The sequence below is a fragment of the Pseudomonas sp. B1(2018) genome (assembly GCF_003097365.1).
Lineage (GTDB): Bacteria > Pseudomonadota > Gammaproteobacteria > Pseudomonadales > Pseudomonadaceae > Aquipseudomonas > Aquipseudomonas laurylsulfatiphila.
The window spans coordinates 81,314-100,375 of the sequence record NZ_PYUK01000003.1 but is presented as its reverse complement, the minus strand read 5'-3'; the positions used below and the strand labels follow the sequence as shown (position 1 = coordinate 100,375).

The 19,062-nt window shown below is 61.2% G+C and carries 16 protein-coding genes; 6 read left to right on the top strand and 10 right to left on the bottom strand.

The window, feature by feature from the left end:
* Window positions 1-125: 125 nt before the first annotated feature.
* From C9422_RS05540 to C9422_RS05520, 5 genes are all read right to left on the bottom strand, one after another.
* On the bottom strand, window positions 126-1,181 hold the full coding sequence (locus C9422_RS05540; protein ID WP_116579945.1) for an AI-2E family transporter: 1,056 nt from the start codon (window positions 1,179-1,181) through the stop codon (window positions 126-128).
* A gap of 69 nt (window positions 1,182-1,250) precedes the next feature.
* On the bottom strand, window positions 1,251-2,057 hold the full coding sequence (locus C9422_RS05535; protein ID WP_116579944.1) for a DUF4892 domain-containing protein: 807 nt from the start codon (window positions 2,055-2,057) through the stop codon (window positions 1,251-1,253).
* An 8-nt stretch (window positions 2,058-2,065) separates the two neighbouring features.
* Window positions 2,066-2,725 (bottom strand): glutathione S-transferase family protein, encoded by a 660-nt coding sequence (locus C9422_RS05530; RefSeq protein WP_102699771.1) that lies wholly within the window; start codon window positions 2,723-2,725, stop codon window positions 2,066-2,068.
* A 50-nt stretch (window positions 2,726-2,775) separates the two neighbouring features.
* Window positions 2,776-3,630, bottom strand: coding sequence for an alpha/beta hydrolase (locus tag C9422_RS05525; RefSeq protein WP_102699772.1), 855 nt, complete (start codon window positions 3,628-3,630; stop codon window positions 2,776-2,778).
* A complete protein-coding gene (locus C9422_RS05520; RefSeq protein ID WP_116579943.1) occupies window positions 3,627-4,433 on the bottom strand; it encodes an alpha/beta fold hydrolase in 807 nt (268 codons plus the stop codon). The genes C9422_RS05525 and C9422_RS05520 overlap by 4 nt, the downstream gene beginning before the upstream one ends.
* 196 nt (window positions 4,434-4,629) lie before the next feature.
* On the opposite strand from C9422_RS05520, the gene C9422_RS05515 reads away from it, so the two are divergent.
* On the top strand, window positions 4,630-7,620 hold the full coding sequence (locus C9422_RS05515; RefSeq protein WP_116579942.1) for an RHS repeat-associated core domain-containing protein: 2,991 nt from the start codon (window positions 4,630-4,632) through the stop codon (window positions 7,618-7,620).
* On the opposite strand, the gene C9422_RS05510 is transcribed toward C9422_RS05515, so the two are convergent.
* The 5 genes from C9422_RS05510 to C9422_RS05490 form a co-directional block, all read right to left on the bottom strand.
* Entirely contained in the window at window positions 7,617-8,060 is a 444-nt protein-coding gene (locus C9422_RS05510) for a hotdog fold thioesterase (protein ID WP_116579941.1), read from the bottom strand. The two genes, C9422_RS05515 and C9422_RS05510, sit on opposite strands and share 4 nt — an antisense overlap.
* Before the next feature lie 32 nt (window positions 8,061-8,092).
* On the bottom strand, window positions 8,093-9,760 hold the full coding sequence (locus C9422_RS05505) for an AMP-binding protein (RefSeq protein ID WP_116579940.1): 1,668 nt from the start codon (window positions 9,758-9,760) through the stop codon (window positions 8,093-8,095).
* A gap of 143 nt (window positions 9,761-9,903) precedes the next feature.
* Window positions 9,904-10,359 (bottom strand): phosphohistidine phosphatase SixA, encoded by a 456-nt coding sequence (gene sixA, locus C9422_RS05500; RefSeq protein WP_102699776.1) that lies wholly within the window; start codon window positions 10,357-10,359, stop codon window positions 9,904-9,906.
* Window positions 10,356-10,703 (bottom strand): DUF4389 domain-containing protein, encoded by a 348-nt coding sequence (locus tag C9422_RS05495; RefSeq protein ID WP_007974561.1) that lies wholly within the window; start codon window positions 10,701-10,703, stop codon window positions 10,356-10,358. The genes sixA and C9422_RS05495 overlap by 4 nt, the downstream gene beginning before the upstream one ends.
* Window positions 10,704-10,734: 31 nt before the next feature.
* Complete coding sequence (locus tag C9422_RS05490) at window positions 10,735-11,760, bottom strand: NAD(P)H-dependent glycerol-3-phosphate dehydrogenase (RefSeq protein ID WP_033047849.1); 1,026 nt, start codon at window positions 11,758-11,760, stop codon at window positions 10,735-10,737.
* A 195-nt stretch (window positions 11,761-11,955) separates the two neighbouring features.
* On the opposite strand from C9422_RS05490, the gene C9422_RS05485 reads away from it, so the two are divergent.
* The 5 genes from C9422_RS05485 to fabB all read left to right on the top strand — a co-directional run bounded on the left by C9422_RS05485 (window position 11,956) and on the right by fabB (window position 18,906).
* On the top strand, window positions 11,956-14,079 hold the full coding sequence (locus C9422_RS05485) for a TonB-dependent siderophore receptor (protein ID WP_116579939.1): 2,124 nt from the start codon (window positions 11,956-11,958) through the stop codon (window positions 14,077-14,079).
* Between the two features lies 1 nt (window position 14,080).
* A complete protein-coding gene (locus tag C9422_RS05480; protein WP_116579938.1) occupies window positions 14,081-15,013 on the top strand; it encodes an ABC transporter substrate-binding protein in 933 nt (310 codons plus the stop codon).
* Window positions 15,010-16,911, top strand: a complete 1,902-nt coding sequence (locus C9422_RS05475) for an ATP-binding protein (protein ID WP_116579937.1) — start codon at window positions 15,010-15,012, stop codon at window positions 16,909-16,911. The genes C9422_RS05480 and C9422_RS05475 overlap by 4 nt, the downstream gene beginning before the upstream one ends.
* 247 nt (window positions 16,912-17,158) lie before the next feature.
* Window positions 17,159-17,674, top strand: a complete 516-nt coding sequence (gene fabA / locus C9422_RS05470) for a 3-hydroxyacyl-[acyl-carrier-protein] dehydratase FabA (RefSeq protein ID WP_003227150.1) — start codon at window positions 17,159-17,161, stop codon at window positions 17,672-17,674.
* A gap of 11 nt (window positions 17,675-17,685) precedes the next feature.
* Window positions 17,686-18,906, top strand: coding sequence for a beta-ketoacyl-ACP synthase I (fabB, locus tag C9422_RS05465; RefSeq protein ID WP_007974551.1), 1,221 nt, complete (start codon window positions 17,686-17,688; stop codon window positions 18,904-18,906).
* Window positions 18,907-19,062 lie beyond the last annotated feature (156 nt).

The window sequence follows — 19,062 nt, the reverse complement described above, 5'->3', positions numbered from 1 at the left end:
AAAGATCGCAGCCTCCGGCAGCTCCTACAGGTATTTCGTTATCTGTGTTCCCCCGGGATTCCATGAAGAACCCAAAAAAAGCCCACTACCCCTCGGCGGTTCAATGGGCTACGGCCCCTGGAACTTCAGGGCAGGCGATCCTCAGCCCGTGACTGAGTCTTGCTCCAGTCGATCAACAGGCTATAGGCCACCGCCAGCAATGTCGGGCCGATGAACAGGCCGATGAAGCCAAAGGCAATCAACCCGCCAAATACCCCAAGCAGCACGATGACCAGCGGCAGGTTACCGCCACGGCTGATCAGGTACGGCTTGAGCACGTTGTCGACACCGCTGATGACGAATGTGCCCCAGATGCCGAGGAATATGGCCATCCCGTACTCGCCTTTCCAGGCCAGCCACGCGGTCGCCGGAATCCACACCAGCGGCGGCCCCATCGGGATCAGGCTGAGCATGAAGGTCACGATGCCAAGCACCAGCGCACCCGGTACGCCGGCAATCAGGAACCCGATCAGCGCCAGGATCGCCTGGGCCGCTGCTGTGCCGATCACACCGTTCACCACCCGCTGCACCGTGCCTGCCACCAGTTCAATGTAGTAGCCGGCCCGTTGACCGATCAGCCGTTCCAGCAATGTGTGCACAAACGCCGCCAGACGCGGTCCGTCACGATAGAAAAAGAACACGAAGACGATGCTCAGGGTCAGTTCGAGAATACCGCCGCCGATCTGCGCGCTGCGCGCCAGCAACCAGTTACCCACCTGTCCCAGATAAGGCTTGAGCGCCATCATCATCGCCGCGCCCTGCTCATCGATGCTGTTCCAGATTCCGACCAGCCGCTCGCCCACCAGGGGAATCGAACCCAGCCAGACCGGTGCTTCGGGCAACCCCTCGACCTGCGCGTCCTTGATGAATGCGGTGGCATCACGCACATGATCGGCGAGGTTGAAACCCAGCCACACCAGCGGTGCCGCGACCAGCAACATCCAGCCCAGCGTCAGCAATGCCGCCGCCAGAGACTCGCGGCCGTTGAGCCAACGGGTCAGCAAGCGCATCAGCGGCCAACTGGCGAATGCCAGGACTGCGCCCCAGAACATCGCCGACCAGAACGGCGCCATCACCCAGAAGCTCGCGCCGAACAGCACCACGAGCAGGATCTGCACCAACAGGCGATCGTTATTGATCATCGAAAATCCCGAAAAAGTCAGTCAGCAAAAGAGTAGGCGAACGCAGCGTGCACGCTCGCCCGGTACAGCCTACCGCAATAGCTCGATGTGCAGGCCAGAGCCTTCGGCGCTGCCGGTTTCCATCCGTGCGGCACGCACGCCCTGGGCAATCAGTGCCTGACGCCAGGCTTCGGCGTTCGCTCCGGAAATACTGACCCGCAAGGTGGTGTCCAGATTCAGTCCGCGGGAAATCAGGCGCAGCCAGGTCTCGTCAGGTGCACTGTTCAACGTGGAAAAATCCAGTTCGCCGGTGCTCTTGAGCTCACGCAGCAAGGTCGCGGAGGTCGGCAACAACTCACCCAGCGGTGCCGAAGCGTCGAACTGCTCGACATGCAGGTAGGCCTTGCGATTACCGCGAGTGATGCTGTACAGCGCGACGAGTGTGTTATCCCGCGGCGCGGCAAGTCGCAGCAGCAAATAGGCTTGTTGATCGTCGGCACCGTACAGCTTGGCGTTGCCGAAGACTTCATTGGCCCAGAGGCTGCTTTCACCGCAATCGCGCGCCTGGCACCAAAAAAGCAACCCGGCGTCCTGTTTTTGCAAAGCCTCGCGGGCAGCGGTGAACGCTTCGATGGATGAATGCTCCGGTGGCAACTCGTAGGTCACCGAAGTGACGTTGCCGCGGGCACTGACCTGACCGTCGAAACGTAACTGGCCACTGATCTTGCGGATCGAGCCCAAGGGGTAGATCCGCTCCAGTTCGACGGTGGGGCGATAGTCGACAATCTGGGCGTCGACCATGCGCGGTACTATCGGCAGGTCCTGACTGCCCGGAAGATCGGCGGCGAACAACAAGGGACTGAAACTGCACAGCACCAGCAAACTGAATGAACGCATGGATAGACTCATCGGATCAGCATGGCCTGGGCGCCCTTGATGACACTGGCTTCATCGGCGCGTTGCGGTACCTGCAGACCACGCTGCACCGCCGGCCGTGCCTCCAGGGTTGCCATCCAGCGTTGCAACGCCGTCAAGCCCTCCACCGGGACACCCGACCACTCGTAACCGCGCACCCATGGAAAGGTGGCGATGTCGGCAATGCTGTACTCATCGGCGAGGAACTCCACGCTTTGCAAACGCGTGTCGAGCACTTCATAGAGGCGACGGGTCTCGTGCTGATAGCGGTCGATGGCGCCCTGGAGTTTTTCCGGAAAGTAGCGGAAGAACACGTTGGCCTGGCCCTGCATCGGGCCGATGCCACCCATCTGGAACATCAGCCACTGCAACACCAGCGAACGTCCCTTCGGGTCGCTCGGCATCAGTTTGCCGGTCTGTTCCGCGAGGTAAATCAGAATGGCGCCGGACTCGAATACGGCGAAATCGCCGTTGGCGCGGTCGACAATCGCCGGAATCCGGCCATTGGGGTTGATCTTGAGGAAGTCCGCGGACTTCTGCTCCTTCTTGTCGAAACTCAAGGCATGCACCCTGTAGGGCAGGCCGAGTTCCTCGAGCACGATAGAGACCTTGTGGCCATTCGGGGTCGCAGCGGTGTAGAGATCTATCATGGTTGTCTCCCTTTTCAACCCACCAAGCCTCGACAGTTGACCGGCGCAAGTCAAGGAATGGCGAAGAACCGATTGAAACAGTCTGCGACAAGATCGGCACCGGACTCGTCATTCAGGTGCAAATGGTGGCCGCCTGGCAGCTGTTCCCGGCTAAAGGGTAGACGCTCCAGCAACTCGGGGTGTTTGGCGAGCATGCCGTCGGCAGCGACCACCAGCGTTGCAGGACATTTGATCCGCTGGACGAAGGCCATGGCCTGCTCGGTGGTCAGGCGCAGTGGCGATGGCAGCGTGAGGCGATTGTCGGTGCGCCAGGTATAACCACCCGATACCGGCATCAGACCCCGCTGCGCCAGCAGTTCCGCGGCTTCGCGGCTGACCGCCACCAGGCCCTTCATGCGCGCTTCGATGGCGCGGTCGAGGGTGTCGTAGACCGGTTTGCGCTTCTCCCGCAGATCCAGTTGCGCCTGCAGGGCCATGCCCATGCGCTCGGCAGCGTTTTCACCCTTGTCCGTAGGAGGAATGATGCCGTCGATCAATGCCAGGTGGGTGACCCGCTCAGGCATCGACCCGGCGATGATCAGCGAAGCGATGGCGCCCATCGAATGCCCCATCAGCGCAAATTTCTTCAATCCAAGCTGTTCGGCGACCTGCAGCACATCGTGGGCATAGTCCCACATGGCGTAACCGGCGCCCGGCGGGCGATGCCCGGAATGACCATGACCGGCCATGTCCAGCGCGATGATGCGCAGGCCTTTGAGTTTGGGCGCCAGACGGGCAAAGCTGTTGGCGTTGTCCAGCCAGCCGTGCAGGGCTATGACCGGCAAACCGTCTTCAGGACCGAACAGGTGCGCCGCCAGCTCGATGTGCGGCAGGCTCAGGCGAACTTCTTCGACGGCGTGGCTCATGCGCAATCCTGTTGTCGATGGCCGCCCCAGCGATGGAACAGGCCTTTAAGCATTTGGGCAGTATCAAGGGGACGTTCAAGCGGAAACATGTGGCCGCCAGGCATGGTCAACGACTCGCCCAACGGCAGGCGGTCGACCGAACTGGCGTGATGGCGCATCACCACGCGGCTGTTGTGCCCGCGAACCACCGCCAGTGGCACTTGCAACTTGCGGGTGCTGCCCGGGCTGGTGTGGGGCACGCCGCGATAGATGCTGATTTCCGTGGCCGGATCGAACCGCAGGCGCAGTTTGTCGCCGACCTGGTGCAAGCCATGTTGCAGGTAGGCATCGAAGCATTCGGGGTCGAAACCGCGAAACAGGGTCTTGCCGGCAAAGTATTTGCGGGCACTTTCCAGGTCGGCGAACTCTTCACGGCGGCCCAGGGTACGGCCGGCCGGCGTCAGGCGGTCGATGAAACCGAAGCGTTTGGCCGCACGTATGACCCATTGATCGGCTCGGGTCAGCACGGGCGAGTCGAGCATCACCACCCCTCGATACAATTCGGGGCAGCGCAAGGCCGCATGCAGGTGCAACACACCGCCGAAGGAGTGACCGACGCCCCACACGGGCTCGGCCTGTTGTTGCAGGTGATGGATCAGCTCATCCACCAGGTTGTACCAGTTGTCGTCCGCCGGGTAACGCGGGTCGTGGGCATGCTGCTCCAGATGCGTCACCTGAAACTCGGGTGCCAGCGCCGCAAACAACTTGCCGTAGGTCCCCGAAGGAAAACCATTGGCGTGGGCGAAAAAGATCTGTTGCGACATACCTGCAAATCCATAAGCGAGAACAGAGATTGATTGTCCGCAAGACCGCGTCTTGCAGCAATGACCGTAACTGCCAGGAATGATGACAGACCTGCCGTGGCTATGACGGCGCCACCTGTTATTTCTGACAGTTGACTGGCAACCGGCATCAAGTGGATAAGAAGGGCTGTTCCGCCGAGTCACAGACACATTCACAATGAGCCACGCCAACACGCCGGCCATCCAGGCCTTTGACCCACGCGGGCTGAGCGTGCGCGGTATAGCCTATCACCGTCGCCAGAACGAGTCGGTTGCGCAGCCGTGCATCACTCAGCAGGAATATGACGGCGCCGGTCGCGCCGTTCTCAGTCGTGATCCACGCCTGTTCCGTTTACATCAGGACGGTCAGCCGACAGCCAATCAGCAAAACCTTTTCAGTTTATCGGGCGCTGTCATTCTTTCGCACAACAGCGACGCCGGCTGGCGCCTGGGTTTGCTCGGCGCCCACGGACAAAGAGTTGAAGGCTGGGACCAGAAACTCAGCCAGAGCCGCGTGGACCATGACCCCCAGTGCCGCCCGGTCGCTACGTTCGAGCGCGCGTGGCAGGGAGCCGAACGCTGCATCGCACGGTTCACCTATGCCGCTGACGACGCCGATGTCGGGCATAACCTGCGCGGTCATCTGATTCGACAGGACGACACCGCCGGCGCCCTGCTCTTTACCGGATTCAGTCTGAACGGTGCATCACTGCAGCAAAACCGAACCTTCATCGCCGACCCGCAATGGCCGGTGGACTGGCCCGATTCAGTGCCTGAACGCGACGCCTTGCTGGAAATCGAACCTGCAATCACGCGCCTCCATTGCAACGCCGCCAGCGAGGCCGTCAGCCAGACCGATGCATTGGGCAACCGGCAGACGTTCATTCATACCTGTGCGGGCGAACTGCGTGAAGTTCGTCTGAAACTCGCCGGGCAGACCGAGGAAACGGCGCTGGTTCGAGACATTCAGTACAACGCCTTTGGTCATGTCGAACAACAGCGCGCTGGAAATGGCGTTGTTTCCCGGGCGACTTTTCGGCCCGACGATGGCCGACTGGAACAGCTGAAAGCCTATGTAACAGGTCAGCCAGCGCTGCAAGACCTGACTTATGAATACGACGCAGTGGGCAATGTCACCTGCATCACCGATGCCGCGCAAGCGACTCACTTTCACCGCAACCAGCGCATCGAGCCCGTTAATCGCTACCGCTACGACAGCCTCTACCGCCTGATCGAGGCCTGTGGCCGGCAATTGCGCAATGCGCCGGGTGGGCCTCAGCTCCCGGATTTCCAAACCACGATCGATCCCGGACAACTGGAAAAGTACACGCGTTTCTACACCTATGATGAGGCCGGCAACTTGAAGGTCATGCAGCATCAGGCAGACAGCGCCTGCCGTACCGAACGCACGGCAGTCGCCCGGTTCAGCAATCGCAGCCTCCCCGAAAAAACCAATGGCGAGTTGCCCGACGAACAGGAAATTGCCGTTGGTCATGACCTGAACGGCAACCGTACCGGGCTTCAGCCAGGGCAATCCCTGCAATGGGATCTGCGCAACCAACTGCGGCAGGTCGATCAGGTGGTGCGTGAAGATGAAGCGGACGACTGCGAGTTTTATGTGTACGACGGCGATGGCCAGCGTCAACGAAAAATCCGTCAGGCCTACACCGGCACACTGACCCGCACCCACGAAACCCGTTATTTGCCCGGCGTGGAAGTGCGTATTTCCGACAAGGACACGCTCCACGTCGTGACGATCAAGGCCGGGCGCAGCACGGTGCAAATCCTCCACTGGCCGACTGAACCGCCAGCCGGCATTGCCCAAAACCAGCAGCGCTACGGTTTTACCGATCATTTGGGCTCCAGCACCCTGGAACTGGACAAAGCGGCCTTGCTCATCTCCCGGGAAAGTTACTACCCCTACGGCGGTACCTGCTGGTGGGCCGGGCGCAACAAACTCGAAGCCAGCTACAAGACGCGGCGCTATTGCGGCCAGGAACGGGATGCCACCGGGTTGTACTATTACGGGTTTCGCTACTACGTACCCTGGTGCCAACGCTGGCTGAACGCGGACCCGGCGGGAATTGCCGATGGGTTGAACCTGTATGCCATGGTGCATGGCAATCCGATCGGGCACCTGGACCTACAGGGACTGATCACCGCTGGAGAAGTGCTCGGTGCGGCCGCCGCGACGATTGGCCGTGACGGTGTGAGTGCGTTGGCCGGTGGCGCTGTCCGGTATCTTGCAGAACAGGGACTGGTTCAGTGGGCAAACCCCACCACGGATGATCCGCAGAACCAGACGGTCGACCCTGGCGCCAATTTGGCGCTGACCGTAACAGGTGCCGTGGTCGGGGCATTGGCGGGTGGATCCATGGGGATGGGCGCAGGCAGCAACATCGTTTCCCGATACAGCAACAACCGCGCTGCGCAGTGGATCGGGGCGGCCATGGGTGGGTTGGTCGGCGCGGCAGCAGGTGCCACTACCCCGCTCTATTCCTACTGGAGTAACCCCGAAAGACTCAATGCAGTGGCCATCAGCCTCATCTCCGGCGCGGCCGGCAGCCTGACAAGGGAAACAGGACAACGCATCAGCACAGAACTGGGCCCCAGCCTTTCACTCCCGCCTTCAGGTGTCGCGACTGCCCTGCGCACGGGCGTCTATGGCGGATTGCTGTTCGCCGGCGGCATGATTCGCGAAGAACTTCCGCCCTTGGCAGACGTCGCCATCAATGCTGCCGTCGAGGGTTTTGATGGCGCATCCATCGCCATTATCAACGCCTTGCGCGGAGGCACCTACAACCAGGGTACTAACGAGTTGACCAGACCCAAAGGCGTGGAAGTGCTGTATGGCTGGGCTACGCGCACGGCCGGGACCGGCTTGACCGCCTCCCTGACATTCATGTCCACCCCGCTGACCGACTCGATTGCGAACCCCAATCTGCAGGCGGGCGCCATTGCTGCAATGGCTACCCCCACAGAGGCCAGAACCTATTTGGGACAACATGTGCAGCGTGGCACCGCCCAGTTGTTCAAGTATGACGATGCGGACTTTTCGCTGGACCACTTCACCCAACCGAACAGGGAGTGGACGGGGCACCCGGACATGCCCACAAGCAGCGCCATTGAGATGAGGACGTTCAGATCCCGTGTTTCGAACTCGCCTTAACGCACTGGCGGCGTCTCACCCAACGGCACCACCGCCATGGTCAGCCGCGACACGCAACTGGCCTTGCCCTCATCGCTGGTCAGGCGAATGTCCCAGACATGGGTCGTGCGGCCGATGTGGATCGGCTTGGCCACCGCGGTCACCCGCCCGCTGCGCAGGCCACGCAAATGGTTGGCGTTGATTTCCAGACCCACGCAATAGAACTTTGTGGCATCGATGCACAGGTAGCTGGCCATCGAGCCGACCGATTCGGCCAGCACCACCGAGGCGCCGCCATGCAGCAAGCCGTAAGGCTGATGGGTGCGGTGATCGACGACCATGCTGGCGGTCAGGGAATCATCGTCAAAGGACTCAAAACGGATGTCCAGCAATTCGCCGATGGTATTTTTCTGGATTGCGTTCAACTGCTCGATGTTGGGAGTGGTGCGCCACAGACTCATCGCAGGGTTTCCTTGTTGGTTTTGTTGGTGGATCAATCCTGCCACAGCACCGCTTCGCTGCGCTCGCTCCATTCTTCAAAACGCTCACCGTACGCCGCTTCGATCACGTTGCGCTTGATCTTCAGCGTCGGGGTGAGAAAGCCGTTTTCCACGGCCCAACTGTCCTTGACCACCACCAGGCGCCGCAGCCGTTCATGTTTGTCGAGGTCGCCGTTGACCTCTTCCAGCAGCTTTTCCAGGCTGGAATGCAAACCGGCGCGTGCGGCCCCGCCGGCATCCTGTTGGCCGACCGCCGACAGCACACACAAACCCAGCGGTGCACTCAAGCCATCGCCCACCACGCACACCTGTTCGATACGAGAATGCACGGCCAGGCGATTTTCGATCGGTGCCGGCGCCACGTATTTGCCTTTGCTGGTCTTGAAGATTTCCTTCAGGCGCCCGGTCAGGCGCAGATTGCCTTCGGCATCCTCCTCGCCCTTGTCGCCGGTGCGCAGGAAGCCGTCCTCGGTAATGGTGTCAGCGGTTTTTTCCGGTTCCTTGAAATAGCCGAGCATGGTCGCGCCGCTGCGCACCATGACCTCCCCCGTCTCGGCGATCCGCACTTCGACTTCCGGGCACGGCTTGCCGATCCAGCCCGGTTTGTTCTGGCCCGGCATGCCGATGTGGGAGTAACCGCAACTCTCGGTCATGCCGTAGACCTCCAACACGTCCAGTCCCAGTTTGCGGTACCACTGCAACAAGGTCTGCGGCACCGGAGCCGCGCCGGACAACGCGATGCGCAACGCATCCAGACCCAGTCCGACGAGGACTTTATGCCCGACCCGTTTGCCGATGATCGGCAGGCCAAGCAGGAAATCGAGGCGTTTTGCCGGGATCTTGCTGTACACGCCCATCTGGAATTTGGTCCAGATGCGTGGCACGCCAAACAGTGCGGTCGGGCGCGCACGCTGCAGGTCGGTGAGGAAGGTGTCCAGGCTTTCGGCAAAAAACACCGTCTGGCCGGTATAGATCGACGCCAGTTCGACGAACATCCGTTCGGCAACGTGGCACAGCGGCAGGTAGGACAACAACCGGTCCGACTCGTTGAGGCCAAACAACGCAGTGCCGCGTGTGGTGGCGAAGCCCAGAGTGCCGAAGCTGTGCATCACGCCCTTGGGCATGCCCGTGGTGCCGGAGGTGTAAATGATGGTCGCCAGTTGATCGGCGGCAGGTTTCGGATCGTCCTGGATCGGCGAGCTGCCTTGCAGGTCGGCCCAACTGAAATCGAACGTACCCGGCGGATGCAGGGGCAGGCTGATGGTCGGCAGGTCGGGGCTGACGCCACGGGACATGCCTGGCCAATCATCGAGCTTGCCGATGAACGCCAGCGCCGCTTCAGAGTGTTCGAGCACCTGGGCAACCGACTCGGCGGTGAGGTTGGGGTACAACGGCACCGACACATGCCCGGCCATCCAGATCGCCAGGTCGGCGATGATCCAGTGCGCACAGTTCTTCGAGATCAGGGCGATATGGCTGCCCTGCGGCAACTCCCGCGCTCGCAACCAATGGGCCGCGCAACGGGCCTGATGACCGACGTCCGCCCAGGTCAAGGTCTCGACCTGGCCGCCTCCGACAGGCTGGACCAGGAAGCGCTGGCGGGGATGACGGGCCTCACGCTCGTAGAAAACGTCCAGCGGCAAACGAAAAGCAGCAGACATGACTCGCTCCTGTGTTTTTGTTCTGGAGCAAGCGTAGTCAACCAAGCAAGTGCTTGGTTAATTTTTTACAGGTAAAAAGCAAGATCAAAAGATCGCAGCCTGCGGCAGCTCCTACAGGAGACCGCAGGCTGCGATCTTTGCTTTTATGGGTGCTTGATGTCGTTGAGCCTCATCGACCCGACCAACAACTCATTGCTCTCGAGCTCGGCCAGGCCGGCGGTGCTGACCCGCTCCGGTGGATGTCCAGCGCCATGTTGCAGGTAGCTCAACAAATTCCCCACCAGAGGGTTGTGACTGACCAGCAGGACATCGCTCACCGCCACCATTTGCTCGGCGACCTTGTCCGGCTCGGTGTCCGGTGTCAGCCACTCGACAGTGCGGATTTCCGGCTCGAACCCCAGTGTTTCGCGCACCAGTTGCGCCGTCTGCTGCGCTCGCAGGTACGGACTTGCGTATATCGCCGTCAGCGGTTGCCCAATCAGTTGCGCGGCGCTGCGCAGCACCTCCTCACGACCGTGGTCCGTCAGTTCCCGCTCCGAATCGTGGGGGCGAGAGCCGTGCGGTACAGCTTCACCATGACGCAATACCCAGAGTTTCATAGCTTGGGTTCCTCATCTCGAGCCGGATGCGGTGCCGGTGCCACTACATGCGGCGCTTCACCTTCCGGTGTACGCGGCGTCGGCCAATCGGCAAACGGCCAAGGCTTCTGGTCGCTGTGAAAGCTGCCGAAACGACCGATCTGCGCCAGAAACTGGCTCAGACTGTCGCCAAAGTTCATCAGGCTGGCGCTCGGGGCGCCATAGAACAAACGATAGATCAACTGCACCAGCACGACGGCGCCGAGGATGAACTGCGCGACCTGCCACACCAGCACGAAGACGATCATCCACAACACGCGCAGCAGGATGGATTCATACTTGGCTTCTACTTTTGGATCGTTCATGCGCAACTCCCTGCTTTTCTGGCAAGCGTGATTAATTGAAACCACTGGTGGAAATAAAGTCGACGTCGGTTTTCGGCTCGCCACGCATTAACAGACCGATGACCTGCTCCAGCGTGCGGCCTTCGAACAGGATCGCGTGCAGCCCGGCGACCAGCGGCATGTACACGCCAACTTCCTGGGACTTGGCCTTGAGTACTTTAAGGGTGTTGACCCCTTCGGCGACTTCGCCCAGGCGCGTGACGGCCTCGTCCAGGCTCAGGCCCTGGCCGAGGGCAAAGCCGACCTGATAGTTGCGGCTCTTTGGCGAAGAACAGGTCACGATCAAGTCGCCCACGCCGGCCAGGCCCAGGAAGGTCATCGGATTGGCGCCCTGATTCACCGCGAAACGGGTCATTTCCGCCAGTGCCCGGGTGATCAGCATGCTCTTGGTGTTTTCCCCCATGCCCAGCGCCACCGCCATGCCGGCGATGATCGCGTAGACGTTTTTCAACGCCCCGCCCAGTTCCACACCGAAACGGTCGGCGCTGGCATAAACCCGAAAGGTGCGGCCGTGCAACGCGGCCTGAACCTGCTGGCACAGTTCTTCGTCTTCACTGGCGACCACCGTGGCCGTCAGCGCATGTTCGGCGATTTCGCGGGCCAGGTTGGGGCCTGACAGGACGCCGATGCGTGCCTGCGGGGCGATCTCTTCGAGAATCTCGCTCATCAACTTGAACGTGTGGGCTTCGATGCCTTTGGTCAGGCTCACCAGCATTTTGCCGCTCAAGCGTTCGGCGTGCGGCACCAGCACCGAGCGCAGCGCGCTGGAGGGCAGTGCGACGAAACACAGGTCGCAGGCGTCCAGAGTGGCTTGCAGGTCGGTGACCGGGGTGACGCCGGGCAGAATCTTGATGCCTTTGAGGTAACGCGGGTTTTCGCGATTGACCCGAATGGCCTCGGCCTGTTCGGGGTCACGCATCCACTGAAGGACCTGATGCCCGTTCTCGGCCAGCAGATTAGCCACGGCGGTTCCAAAACTTCCGCCTCCCAGGACCGCAATCGGGCGCTGTTCAGTCATATGCAATCCGTTAATCCATACCAGTGGCGATGTCGGCATTATACGGGGCAGCCCATCGGCGGCCAGCCCCGACATCAAATACCTGCCCCCCCAGGAAGAAGACCAATAAAACCGAGGAAAATGCAGACATCGTGAATGGAAAAGTCATTCGGCTCGGTTAACATGCGCGCCATCAATCACTGACAGGGATGTGTTGTGTCTCCGGCTGCTCCCTCACCGCGTTCGCCTCTGGTACTGGCGCTGATTTTCAGCTCGCCGGTGCTGGCCGACGACCTGTTCCTGGACAGCGAACCGCTGCCGCAAGTGCTCACCGCCACGCGCCTGAAGCAGTCGCCCGCTGCCGTGCCGGGCAGCATGACGGTGATCGACAGCGCCCTGATCCACGCCACCGGTGCCCGCGACATCAGCGAACTGCTGCGCCTGGTGCCGGGGATGATGGTCGGCAACATCAGTGGCAACCAGGCCGCGGTGAACTACCACGGCACCAATGCGACCGAAGCGCGACGCATGCAAGTGCTGATCGACGGGCGCTCGGTGTATCGCGCCGGCCTGGCCACCGTCGACTGGAGCGACATTCCGGTGGCCATGGAAGACATCGAGCGCATCGAAGTCTTTCGCGGGCCCAATACCGTCAGCTACGGCGCCAATGCCCTGATGGCGGTGGTCAACATCATTACCCGGCGGCCGGCCGACAGCCACGGTACCCGCATGAAGGTCACCCGGGGCCAGCGCGGCATCAACGACTTTTATGCCAGCCAGGGCCTGGGCTGGGAGGATGGTGACATGCGCCTGTCCCTGTCCGGCCAGCAAGACGACGGCTTCGATACCGACCGAACCGGTGCTGATTACCATGACAGTCGTCGCCTCGAGCGCTTCAACCTCGCCGTCAGCCAGAGCCTTGACGAACGACAAAGCCTCGATTGGCAAGTGAATGCCAAGGACGGCACCAACCAGCGGCCCTATACCTACCAGCCGGTGTTCCCGGGAATTACCCGCGCCGGCAACGACTCCGACGTCACGGCCAAGGACTACGCCGGGTCGTTGCGCTGGAACCTGGACATCAATCCCGATCACAGCCTTTATATCCAGGGTTCGGCCCAACACTGGGATCGCCAGCAAACCTGGCGCGCCTGCGACGCAGAAATTTCGTTCAGCCCGCAATTGACCGAGCTCTGGCAACTGAACCCGAACTACACCGAACGCCTGGCCCGCAACATCACACGCTTCACCGGCCGTGGCGCCCCGGCTGGCACACCCGCCGAGCAGGCGCTGGCCAACCAGGTACTCGATCAATGGCGCAACGGTGCAAACCAGACCGTTTGCGGCGACATCGACCAGAGCACCCGGGAAACGCGCTACGACCTTGAACTGCAGGACACCCTGAGCCTTGCCGATAACCTGCGGCTGGTCAGCGGGATGAACTATCGTTACGACCGGGCGGATTCCGAGACTTACTTCAATGGCACTCTCGACGACAGGATCTGGCGGGTGTTCGGCCAGGTCGAGTGGCGTGCCAGCGAACACTGGTTGCTGCAAGGCGGCGCCATGTTCGAGGACACCCGGTTGATCGGCAGCTCGCTGACACCTCGCATGGCGGTCAACTACCTGATCAACCCGCGCCACGGCTTGCGTGCGGTGTACTCCGAGGCTATCCGTTCGCCGGACATGTTCGAGAACAACGTCAACTGGAGTTATCAGGTCACCAACCTCAAGCCCGGTGCCTTTGGCCAGTCCAGCGCCCGTTACTTCGTCAAGACCCGTGGCCCCGGTGACCTCGATCAAGAGCACATGCGCTCCCGGGAGCTGGGCTATAACGGCTATTTCCCCGAAGCGGGGCTGGCACTCGACGTAAAGCTGTTCCACGACGAAATCACCGGCATGATCAGTGAACCGCTGCGCAACAATCAGTACATCGCCAGCAACGCCAACAAAGAGCGTTTTTCGGGAGCCGAAACCCAGCTCGACTGGCGTGTCGGCAGCTTCGATCGTCTGCGACTGACCTATGCCTTCGTCGATGCCAACGCCAGCAATCCACTGGATGCCAGGCAGACGGCAAGCAACAGTGGTTCGGCCGGATGGCTGCGCGATTGGGGCAAGGGCTGGAACAGTGCGCTTTTCTATTATGGCGACGACGCACTCAACGGCTACCGCTTCGAACGGGTCGATGCGCGTATCGCCAAGCGTATCGCCCTGGGCAAGGCCAGCCTGGAGCTGGCCGGGGTGCTCCAGCAACGCCTGGACAATCAGCCGACCACCTTCGTCGACAACCATTATGACCAGCGCCACGTGATGTATTTCAGTGCAGAACTGGAACTTTAAGGTGCCGTATCGTCCGGCCTGGAGAACTCCGACCTTGGGCCGGTTGCTGGCGCTGCTTTGCCTGCTGTTCACCGGCATGCTGGGCAGCCTGGCGAGCAACGCGGCCGACATTTTGCTCACGGGGGCCGAAGACAGCCCCGGTGTGCGGGCGTTTAGCCGGGCCCTGAGCGAGTTGCGACCGAACGACAACGTGCGATTCCAGACGCTGGCCAGTTTGCCGATACCGGGAAAACTTCCGGAAAACATCCGTTTGATTCTCCTCGACCTGCCCAGCCTCGACTGGCGCCTGCAGGACACCCAGGGTCCGGCGACACTGGTGCTGCGCATCAGCCGTCTGCAAGCCCGGCAACGCTTGAGCAGCTCGCTGCCGGCGCGCCTTTGCCTGCTGTGGAGCGATCCACCGCCGGCCCGCCAATTACGCCTGACCCGCACCCTGTTGCCCCAAGCCAAACGCATCGGCGTGCTCTACGACAACCACAGTGAATTCCTGCTGGATGAGCTGCGTCAGGCCGCCCTCCCCCTGGGCCTTGAGGTGGTCACCCAACGCTGGAACAACATTCACGACAGCCGCCCGTTACAGACCTTGCTGAAGAACAGCGACGTGTTGCTGGGACTGGACGACGCCGACCTGTACAACCCGCAAACCGCAAAGAACCTGCTGCTGAGCAGCTACTCGCGGCAAATGGCACTGATCGGCCCCAACGCGGGCTTCGTCAAGGCCGGGAGCCTGGCCAGCACCTACAGCGATCAGAGCGACTGGCTGGCGGTCCTCGACGAATTACTCGACCGGCCACCGGCCACCTGGCCACGCTCGCACTACCCCCACCGATTCAAGGTCGCGAGCAATCCCCAGGTGGCGCGCTCCCTGGGTATCGAAGAGATAAACGAGGCGTCAGTCGCCACATTGCTGGCTGAAGGAGAACGCCGTCCATGAACCTGCGCCGTCGCTGGGACATCAACACCCGCACCCAACTCATCAGCCTCGGCCCTGCCCTGCTGCTGACCTTGTTACTGATCAGCTTCTTCACCTTCGTGCGTATCCAGGATCTGCGTCAGGAAATCTCCCACACCGGCCAGTTGATCGCCAACCAACTGGCCCCCGCCACCGAGTACGGGGTGATTTCGGGCAACAGCGAAGTGCTTGAAACCTTGCTCAAGGCAACGCTGAGCACGCCCAACGTGAGTTTTCTGGAAATCCAGGACAGCGCCAACCGGGTTCTGGTGTACGTCGAACAACCGAACGAACACCACAATCGCGCGCAACAGCTCGAAGTGTTCCAGGCCCCCATACGGCTCCAGCGAATCGCTTTGCACAATGACTTTTTCCAGAGCAGCAAAACCGCCACGGCTGCCCCCACCGAGGACTACCTCGGCCGGGTGATCGTCGGGCTGTCCAACGATGCCTTCAATCGGCGCCAGCAGGAAATCGTGCTCAAGGCTGCCATTCTGGCGCTGTTTGCCCTGCTGTTTACCTTCCTCGTGGCCCGACGCCTGGCGGGCAGCCTGTCGCAACCGATCCGTGATATCGGCAATGCCGTCAAGGCGATCCAGGCCGGCGAATACAAAACACCGCTGCCGATTGTCGATGACACCGAGCTGGGGGCGCTGTCGCAACACATCAACAACCTCGCCAGCGGTCTCGAGCAGGCCAGCCGCGAACAGCACCAGGCCATGGCGCAGTTGATCCAGACCCGCGAAGAGGCGGAAAAGGCCAACAACGCCAAATCCGACTTCCTCGCCATGATGAGCCATGAACTGCGCACGCCGATGAATGGCGTACTGGGCATGCTGCAGTTGCTGGAAACCACCGACATGACCGAAGAACAGGTGGAGTACGCAGCGCTGGCCTCGGAATCCACCGAGCACTTGCTCAAGGTCATCAACGACATCCTGGATTTCTCGCGGATCGAACGTTCGGAGCTGGAACTGGAGCACATTCCCTTCAACCTCGCCGACCTGATCGGCAGTTGCGCCCAGTCGTTCCAGCACAGCGCCGCGCAACGCGGTCTCGACCTGCAATTGATGATCCCCGACGACATGCGCGGCCTGCAGGTCAAGGGCGACCCGACGCGTATCCGGCAGATACTGGTCAACCTGGTGGGCAACGCGCTGAAGTTCACCGAGCAGGGGCGCATCACCCTTGAGGCGCAATGGCAGTCGCTGGATCACGAACTGCTGTGGTTCACCTGCACGGTGCGCGACAGCGGCATCGGCATCCCGGCCGAAAGCCTGGAATTGATGTTCAACGCTTTCCAGCAGGCCGACAGCTCCATTTCAAGACGCTACGGCGGCACCGGGCTGGGCCTGCCGATTGCCCGCACCCTCGCCGAACGCATGGGCGGCACCTTGCGCGCGCAGAGTGAGGAAGGCCGCGGTTCGGTGTTCACCCTGGAAATTCCCCTGGCCCTGCACCAGCAGACGCAGCCGCTGTTGCCCCACCGCACGCAAACCGGCGACAGCGACGGCGAAGGGCGCAATGTGCTTTTGGTCGAAGACAACCCGGTCAACCAGACGGTCATCGAAGCCATGTTGCGCAGTTTGGGCTTCAAGGTCAGTGTCGCCGCCGACGGCGCGCAGGCGGTACGCAGTGCCGAGAGCCTGATTTTCGAAGCGATCCTGATGGATTGCCGCTTGCCGGTCATCGATGGCTATGAAGCCACCCGACAAATCCGCCAGTTACCCGGGTGCACCGACCTGCCAATCATCGCCCTGACTGCCAACGCCTTGCAGGGCGATCGCGAGGCCTGTCTGTCGGCAGGGATGAACGATTACCTGGCCAAGCCATTCAAACGGACTGATCTGCAACAAATTCTGCAACGGTGGGTGCAGTAGTACAGGCCTTTCGACCATCTGCGACTGGCGTGAAAGGCGAAAGTGCGGCAGTCTTAGGCACCTCGACAGGCCCGAAAAGGGGCTTGAATAATAATTTCAGTGCACAAGTGTACATTCATGTCCTTGGTGCTGTGACTTTCACCACAACGCAATAGTCTATGAGTAGGCTGCCGGTTCGAGGCATGAACGCTTCGATCGGCCGGGAAGATTTGCCCCACCTGCCGCATGGGACTATTGAGGAGCTCGCATGACCAAACAAAACGCCTTTACCCGGGAAGACCTGCTGCGCTGCAGTCGCGGTGAGCTGTTCGGCCCTGGTAACGCGCAACTGCCCGCCCCGAACATGCTGATGGTTGATCGCATCACCCTGATCAGCGAAGAAGGTGGCAAGTACGGCAAAGGTGAATTGGTCGCCGAGCTGGATATCAATCCGGACCTGTGGTTCTTCGCCTGCCACTTCGAAGGCGATCCGGTGATGCCGGGCTGCCTGGGCCTCGACGCCATGTGGCAACTGGTCGGCTTCTTCCTGGGCTGGCAAGGCCTGCCGGGCCGTGGCCGTGCGCTCGGTTCGGGCGAAGTGAAATTCTTCGGCCAGGTCCTGCCGACCGCCAAGAAAGTCACCTATAACATTCATATCAAGCGCGTCCTCAAGGGCAAGCTGAACCTGGCCATCGCCGACGGTTCGGTCACTGTCGACGGTCGCGAAATCTACACCGCCGAAGGCCTCCGGGTCGGCGTGTTCACCTCCACTGACAACTTCTAAGGGTTATCCGCATGCGCCGCGTCGTTATCACTGGTCTGGGCATCGTTTCTTGCCTGGGCAATGACAAAGAGACCGTCTCCGCTAACCTGCGTGCAAGCCGCCCTGGCATCCGGTTCAACCCGGAATATGCCGAAATGGGTCTGCGTAGCCAGGTTTCCGGCTCCATCGACCTCAACCTTGAAGAACTGATCGATCGCAAGATCTATCGCTTCGTCGGCCATGCGGCAGCTTATGCCTACCTGGCCATGAAAGACGCCATCACCGACTCGGGCCTGACCGAAGAGCAGGTTTCCAACCCGCGTACCGGCCTGATCGCCGGCTCCGGTGGCGCATCGACCCTGAACCAGATGGAAGCGCTGGACATCCTGCGCGAAAAAGGCGTCAAGCGCGTCGGCCCATACCGCGTCACGCGGACCATGAGCAGCACCGTTTCCGCTTGCCTGGCCACTCCGTTCAAAATCAAGGGCCTGAACTACTCCATCGCTTCTGCCTGCGCCACCAGTGCTCACTGCATCGGTACCGCCATGGAACAGATCCAGATGGGCAAGCAGGACATCGTCTTCGCCGGTGGCGGTGAAGAAGAGCACTGGAGCCAGTCGTTCCTGTTCGACGCCATGGGTGCTCTGTCCAGCAAGCGCAACGACACCCCTGAAAAAGCCTCCCGTGCCTACGACGCCGACCGTGACGGCTTCGTCATCGCCGGCGGTGGCGGCATGGTCGTGGTCGAAGAGCTGGAACACGCTCTGGCCCGTGGCGCGAAGATCTACGCGGAAATCGTCGGCTACGGCGCGACTTCCGACGGCTACGACATGGTTGCCCCAAGTGGCGAAGGCGCGATCCGCTGCATGCAGCAGGCGCTGTCCACCGTCGACACCCCGATCGACTACCTGAACACCCACGGCACCTCGACCCCGGTCGGCGACGTCGCGGAAATGAAAGGCGTGCGTGAAGTGTTCGGCGACAAGGCTCCAGCCATCAGCTCCACCAAGAGCCTGTCGGGTCACTCCCTGGGCGCCGCCGGCGTTCACGAAGCGATCTACTGCATGCTGATGATGGAAGGCAACTTCATTGCCGGCTCCGCTAACATCGACGAGCTGGACCCTGAAGTGGCCGACCTGCCGGTGCTGACCAAGACCCGCGAAAACGCCACCATCAACACCGTGATGAGCAACAGCTTCGGTTTCGGTGGCACCAACGCCACGCTGGTACTGAAGCGCTGGGAAGGCAAGTAATTTCCCGCCGCTGAGCCGCACAAAAAACGCCCCGACTGGTTCGGGGCGTTTTTTTTGCTGCTGCTTTTTGTAGGAGCTGCCGCAGGCTGCGATCTTTTGATCTTAACAAGCAAAGATCGCAGCCTGCGGCAGCTCCTACAAGATGAAACCTTTGTC

Excerpts from the sequence above, each read along its gene's own strand:
- C9422_RS05505 (WP_116579940.1), bottom strand. The coding sequence starts at position 9,760 with ATGTCTGCTGCTTTTCGTTTGCCGCTGGACGTTTTCTACGAGCGTGAG.
- C9422_RS05495 (WP_007974561.1), bottom strand. The coding sequence starts at position 10,703 with ATGAACGATCCAAAAGTAGAAGCCAAGTATGAATCCATCCTGCTGCGC.
- C9422_RS05530 (WP_102699771.1), bottom strand. The coding sequence starts at position 2,725 with ATGATAGATCTCTACACCGCTGCGACCCCGAATGGCCACAAGGTCTCT.
- C9422_RS05520 (WP_116579943.1), bottom strand. The coding sequence starts at position 4,433 with ATGTCGCAACAGATCTTTTTCGCCCACGCCAATGGTTTTCCTTCGGGG.
- sixA (WP_102699776.1), bottom strand. The coding sequence starts at position 10,359 with ATGAAACTCTGGGTATTGCGTCATGGTGAAGCTGTACCGCACGGCTCT.
- C9422_RS05475 (WP_116579937.1), top strand. The coding sequence starts at position 15,010 with ATGAACCTGCGCCGTCGCTGGGACATCAACACCCGCACCCAACTCATC.
- C9422_RS05540 (WP_116579945.1), bottom strand. The coding sequence starts at position 1,181 with ATGATCAATAACGATCGCCTGTTGGTGCAGATCCTGCTCGTGGTGCTG.
- C9422_RS05515 (WP_116579942.1), top strand. The coding sequence starts at position 4,630 with ATGAGCCACGCCAACACGCCGGCCATCCAGGCCTTTGACCCACGCGGG.
- C9422_RS05510 (WP_116579941.1), bottom strand. The coding sequence starts at position 8,060 with ATGAGTCTGTGGCGCACCACTCCCAACATCGAGCAGTTGAACGCAATC.
- fabB (WP_007974551.1), top strand. The coding sequence starts at position 17,686 with ATGCGCCGCGTCGTTATCACTGGTCTGGGCATCGTTTCTTGCCTGGGC.
- C9422_RS05525 (WP_102699772.1), bottom strand. The coding sequence starts at position 3,630 with ATGAGCCACGCCGTCGAAGAAGTTCGCCTGAGCCTGCCGCACATCGAG.
- C9422_RS05535 (WP_116579944.1), bottom strand. The coding sequence starts at position 2,057 with ATGCGTTCATTCAGTTTGCTGGTGCTGTGCAGTTTCAGTCCCTTGTTG.
- fabA (WP_003227150.1), top strand. The coding sequence starts at position 17,159 with ATGACCAAACAAAACGCCTTTACCCGGGAAGACCTGCTGCGCTGCAGT.
- C9422_RS05490 (WP_033047849.1), bottom strand. The coding sequence starts at position 11,760 with ATGACTGAACAGCGCCCGATTGCGGTCCTGGGAGGCGGAAGTTTTGGA.